Genomic DNA, 5403 nt, shown 5'->3' on the forward strand with positions numbered 1-5403 from the left:
CTATGCCGGAGCAGCTGCCTTCGCGGGCGTTATCTGGTTCGTAGCTGATCCTTACAGCCGCGCGGATCGCTTGGCGGCCCGGATCGAGGCTTGGCTTTCTAGGCCGCTTTCTCGTTAAAATGAAGAAGGGCTGGATCGCGGGCGAACGCCTTCAAGGTGCTTTGGGGAGCGGGTTTCTGTCATCGGCGTCATCATTGCGTCAGGAACAGCCGGCCGGAGACCGTGCCGACGCCCTTCGGCACCGGCACGCTCGTCGCGCCGTAATTCGCGTTGAGGACGAGGTTCGGGCCTTCGTAGAGGTTGATCTGCTGGGCCACGATCACGGTGTAGGCCGACTGGTCGGCCACCGGCTTGGTCGCGTCGATCACTAGGCGGCCCGCCGGCAGGTAGATCGTGCCAAGCATGGTGCGGGCGTTGTCGCTGAGGATGCGGTACGTCCGCATCGGCTTGGTCGCTGCAAGGGGTGCAGGAGGCGGGGCGAGTATTGCACCAAGGAGTGTCGTGATGAGGTTGCTTGGATCTGTGGGAGAGGACACAGTCCTATCTTCAGAGATGAGTAAGCCCGCCATTACGCCTGCCGTTGGTGCCGAGAGGCTGATTGTCGTATCTTTATCAAAGACAAGACTGCCTTTATCCCCGGTGAAGTAGAAGGCCACATCTGTACCGCTAAGCGACGCTTTCTTATCAACAATCAGCGGGCCATTTGCTATGACGTAAATTCCAGCCTTTAGCGTGACGACAGCATTCTTCGTGATCTGTAGGCCACCACAATACGTTCCTGGTTCGAGCGTCATACTCGAATCAATCTTCTTCAAGCTGTTTACATTCAACACATTCAATGGGAACGGTAGTGTCGCGCAGGCGCCGATCGGTGGGGCGGTACGGTCCTTCAGAGGATCATCGATCACCGGGCAGCCGGTCTGCGGCGTCGGGCTGAAGTTCGCCCGCACGCCGAGGTAGCCGCCGGCCGAGCAAATCGTCTGCGCCTTGGCGATCGCGTTCTGCTGCCCGACCATGCCGGTCGGAGAGGCGGAGTTGGAATACAGCGCGCAATCGACAGCGGTGACCTGCGCGCTTTTCTGCAGGTTGAAGGCACCCGCCGCGAGCGGGTCGAGCGCCAGCATGCAGAGGCGCATCCGCCCAACGACGCTCGCCTGCGCCTTCACCGCGAGTTTGACGGCGGGCATACCGACGAAGCTGCCGAAGGACAGTTTGAAGGTTTCGGCGGCCGTTACCAAGACGTTGGTCTTGTCGGATCCCACGCTGACCTCAACCGCCAGCGGCCGGTCTGGCGGCGATTTCGCCTCCGATCGCACTGTCTGCTCGGTGACGCCGACCACCGCGGCGGTGCTCGACAGGGCGAGCTTGAGGGCGTTGCCGCCGGCCAGCGCCCCGGCATCGACGGCCCCCTGCAGCTGGGCCCGCCGGGCGGCGAGGCGGGCATAATCGACGCCGCCGCCGACGAGGCCGAGCAGCACCGTCGCGCAGAGGCAGAAGATGACGGCCACGGCGCCGCGGCGGTCAGCTCCGAACGACCGAGACGCAGATGCAGCGAAAGGTATTACCTCGCTGTGCCGGATACCAGACCGCCTTTCATACTGCATCCCGATCGCCTTACCGGCCTATTTCAAGCCTATGGTCGTACAAGGACCGGTTTAACAAAAGGCGATAGCGGGTGGTGGGAGCTGTCTTCGGCGGTCAGTCAAGAAGGTAGCTGCGCGAAATATACCAGTCGTGACGGCGCTTAATACACAGCCACCGACGCCATCCGCTCCTCGACAATTTACGGGATTGATCCACCAAGCGGTGTGGATTGATGGAAAATCGTTAAGCTTCCTCGGCTACAATCGGAGTGCGGGACATGACGACTGCCTATGACCATCCGATCGCCCTTCGCCCTGTTTGGACGCTGGACCCACTCGGCGCGCTCGCTGACGGCATTCAATCTCGCCTGCGTTGCCGGTCTCTGCAGCGTGTCCGCTGTAATGTTGTGGGACATGCGAGAGGATGCGACCCGCCGGACGGAGATCACGTCCCGTAGCCTGCTGCAGGTGCTGGAGCGCGATATCGCCCGCAATATCGAGCTCTATGGCCTATCGTTACAGGCGGTGGTCGACGGTATGAAGCGACCGGACGTCGCGCAGGCCTCGCCCGAACTTCGTCACATGATCTTGTTCGATCGCTCGGCGACCGGCCTCGGGTTTGGTTTCATCATGGTGATGAATGCGACTGGCGATCTCGTTTCCAGCTCACAATCGATCACGCCACGAGCGCTGAACCGGGCCGATGGTGAGTATTTTCAATACTTTATCGCTCATAGCGATGATGGGCTGCATATCAGCCCGCCGGCTATCTCTCGCTTGACGGGACAATGGGTGGTCATGCTGAGCCGTCGCCTATCTAACCCAGACGGTTCGTTTGCCGGTGTCGTCGCTGGCGCCATCCATCTCGACTACTTCCGTGGCCTATTCGCCGCCGCAGGCGTGGCTCGCATCGGCACCGTGACCTTGTACGGACCAGGCGGCTCGATCCTGATGCGGGAGCCATTCGAACAACAACTGCTTGGCAAAAGCGTCGCCCAGCAGCCAAGCTATCAGCGCATTCTGGCCCACCAGGACGGCAGCTTCGTTGGTCCAGCGATGTTTGGAGAGGGTGAACGCCGTTTCGTGTTCACCCATGTCAGAGATCAACCCCTGCAGCTCAGTACCGCGATCCCGCTGGCAGATATCTATACGGATTGGTGGCAGAAGGCTCTGATCCTTGGTGGGACCGTACTTGCCCTCTGTGGGGCTACCATCGGCTTGACGTGGTTATTCTGCTGCGAACTCAATCGTCGGCGTGCTGCCGAGATGGCTACGAGCGCGCTCAATGTCGAACTCGAACAGCTGGCAACGACGGATGGGTTGACCGGCTTGCCCAATCGTCGCCGCTTTGACGAGGTCTTAGCTCAAGAATGGTCACGCGCCGTACGAACTTCACAGCCTCTATCGCTGATCCTGCTGGATGCCGACTCGTTCAAGGGGTTCAACGACCGTTACGGGCATCAGAAAGGCGATGAGGCCTTAGAGCTCATCGCGCGATCAATGGAAGCCGTCATCAGCCGTTCTGGCGATACCGGTTACCGCATCGGCGGCGAGGAGTTTGCCGTCATCCTCCCTGATACAGGTGAGGAGGGTGCCAAGATCGTTGCCAGTCGTATCCAAGAGACTGTAGCGGGCTGGAAGCTCCCTCATGCCAGTAGCAAGCACGAGGTGCTGACCGTGAGTTGCGGGGTAGCTCAGATACCCGAAGGAATTGCCATTGTACCAGCGGTGCTATTTTGTACTGCCGACGCCGCTCTATACGAAGCCAAGAGATTGGGCCGCAACTGCGTTCGGGTTTCAGGCTCAGTGGGCTCTGATCTGCGCTTGGTCGTGGGCGGATGATAGTAGCTTAAGCCCCATTAAGCACGAGCAGCAACCGTGGCGGTATCACAGCACCTCCCACGACGGCCCGGCCCCGTCCCGATCTGCTCACGGGGCGGGGGAACCCCGGATCTCACCAGCTAGGCCGATACGCGACTTGGCCCGTGTGCAGGATGGCGGCACTTGGTTAGGGTCTCATCACCGTGACGGGCGCCACGGTGTGCCGGAACGGGGCGCTGAGCGGCTTCAGGCCGTTTCCGCAGCCTTCAATCTGCCCGCGGGTCTTCGAAGGGGCTGCGGAGGCTGCCACGACCTTAGGATTTGTCTTGCGCCGCATCTGACCCAGGCCAAGAGAGTGGGCCAGCGCGGACCGTTGCGCGGAGTAGCTTGCGGCGGTCGACGGGTAGTCCGACGGCAGACCGTAGCGTGCACGGTACTGCTCCAACGTCAGGCCGGCGACGGTCAGGTGCCGCTTCAGGGTTTTGTAGGGCTTGCCGTCGAGGAACGAGATGATCGCGTCCGGCGTGATCGACTTACGGATCTGATACGCCGTCGGCTTCTCGGGGCCAGGGGGCTCCGCGGGGGCTTCGTTGCCCAGGCCGGTGAGGGCAGCATGAACATCAGGGCCGCCGCAGCGGATCGGGCAGACCAGCTGGCTGCTGATGCAGCGCACACCAGAGTGAGCCGGACAGGTTGCTGAAGGATGAGCGACGACACGGCGGCTTTGATCCTGGCGCTCGCGACCGAGAACGCCGAGCTACGCGCGGCGCTGGCCAAGGCACAGGACCTCCTAGTCGAGACAGTCGTCGATACCGGCGAGCTGCATGCCCGCGTTGAGGATCTAAGAGCCGAGGTGCCAAGGCTGCGGGGTGAGCGGAATACCTCGACGCCTGGCAGCATACGAGGCCGATCGGCCGTAGGCTGATAAGGAACGCTGCTGTCCAACGAAAAAAGGCCACCCCCGAAGGGGCGGCCCGAAGTCTTGGAGGAAACGTCCAAGAAGGACAGCAGGACCACGACGCCATCGCTGTCCCGCACTGCAAACCTAGGCTGCCGCATCGCAGCGAACAACCCGTCCAGGGGTGCAAAAGATGGAACGGCTGTCGCACCGCCTCGGCGGCTCGACCATGATCGGTGTTTAGCCGCGACGAGGTGCATCGGCACGGAACCGGGGAAAACCGCACTTATCCTCTGGTCAGGATTGAGATTGACCTTCAGATTGCGTGGTCCAACGCTCCAGCCGTTCCATCGCAACGGCCCAATTTAGGGAGTGTAAGAGGCTAGCGATCCAAGCGAAGATCTTGCCTCCCGGCGATGGGGGTGAACGGGATCAATGACTTAGCCCTGATTTGGGGCGCTAGGGAGGCTAGGGAGGCATTTTCCCACCCTACGCATGAGACAATCAAAACGATGAGGTGATGAAACGACGAGACAAGGGGTGGTCAAGGCCGTGACATGCCTCGTTCAAAACCGTCTCATGTATACCCGAGGAATCTCCTCCCTATTCTCCCTACACTCCCGTTGAGAAGAAAAAGAGAAATAAAAAGAGAGACTTAGAGAGGGCTGATTTTACGGGAAGCAGGCGAATTCCGCTGATCCTACCCGCCCTAGCATCCCGCACGACGGCTCCAAGGCATGGCCGCGGGCGATCAAGGGCTCTCGATCGCCATTGGAGCCGGCGAGCATCCCATCCGGTTGACGAAACGCCAAAGCTTGGTAGCTTTGCGGCCATCCTCTGAGGAGAGGAGACACGGCCCCGTTGCGCGACAGCGCGAGTAGCCTCCGATCGTCCAAACCGGCTTGCAAGGTTTCGGGGGCGTTGGCGTGAGGGCTTTGATGGCGTGCCGATCAGGCCGTGAATCGTTTTCTGTTCGCTCAGAGCTTGGTTCGATCGACGATCGGATCGAGGCCGGGTGTGCGATGACCGGCCTTGGCATACCCAGGGCGCGACGCGTCAGCCCTCCAAGCTCAGGCAGTGCCACGACGTTGGCGTCCCAGG

4 protein-coding genes are annotated in these 5403 nt (G+C 61.0%); 2 read left to right on the forward strand and 2 right to left on the reverse strand.

Annotation, left to right across the window (positions count from 1 at the left end; translation table 11 throughout):
• Window positions 1–191 precede the first annotated feature (191 nt).
• Window positions 192–1508, reverse strand: coding sequence for a pilus assembly protein TadG-related protein (locus tag MKK64_RS00540; RefSeq protein ID WP_243931752.1), 1317 nt, complete (start codon window positions 1506–1508; stop codon window positions 192–194).
• A gap of 366 nt (window positions 1509–1874) precedes the next feature.
• On the opposite strand from MKK64_RS00540, the gene MKK64_RS00545 reads away from it, so the two are divergent.
• On the forward strand, window positions 1875–3425 hold the full coding sequence (locus tag MKK64_RS00545; protein ID WP_243931754.1) for a sensor domain-containing diguanylate cyclase: 1551 nt from the start codon (window positions 1875–1877) through the stop codon (window positions 3423–3425).
• 166 nt (window positions 3426–3591) lie between these two features.
• On the opposite strand, the gene MKK64_RS00550 is transcribed toward MKK64_RS00545, so the two are convergent.
• Window positions 3592–4077: a MucR family transcriptional regulator gene (locus tag MKK64_RS00550; protein ID WP_409567810.1), complete on the reverse strand. Its 486-nt coding sequence runs from the start codon at window positions 4075–4077 to the stop codon at window positions 3592–3594.
• A 30-nt stretch (window positions 4078–4107) separates the two neighbouring features.
• On the opposite strand from MKK64_RS00550, the gene MKK64_RS00555 reads away from it, so the two are divergent.
• Entirely contained in the window at window positions 4108–4329 is a 222-nt protein-coding gene (locus MKK64_RS00555) for a hypothetical protein (RefSeq protein ID WP_243931756.1), read from the forward strand.
• The last annotated feature ends 1074 nt before the right edge of the window (window positions 4330–5403 follow it).

Source organism: Methylobacterium sp. E-025 (genome assembly GCF_022829705.1).
In the GTDB taxonomy this organism is placed as follows: domain Bacteria; phylum Pseudomonadota; class Alphaproteobacteria; order Rhizobiales; family Beijerinckiaceae; genus Methylobacterium.

What these genes read in the sequence shown, in the direction of transcription:
- MKK64_RS00545 (WP_243931754.1), top strand. Translation starts at nt 1,875, where the DNA reads ATGACCATCCGATCGCCCTTCGCCCTGTTTGGACGCTGGACCCACTCG.
- MKK64_RS00555 (WP_243931756.1), top strand. Translation starts at nt 4,108, where the DNA reads ATGAGCGACGACACGGCGGCTTTGATCCTGGCGCTCGCGACCGAGAAC.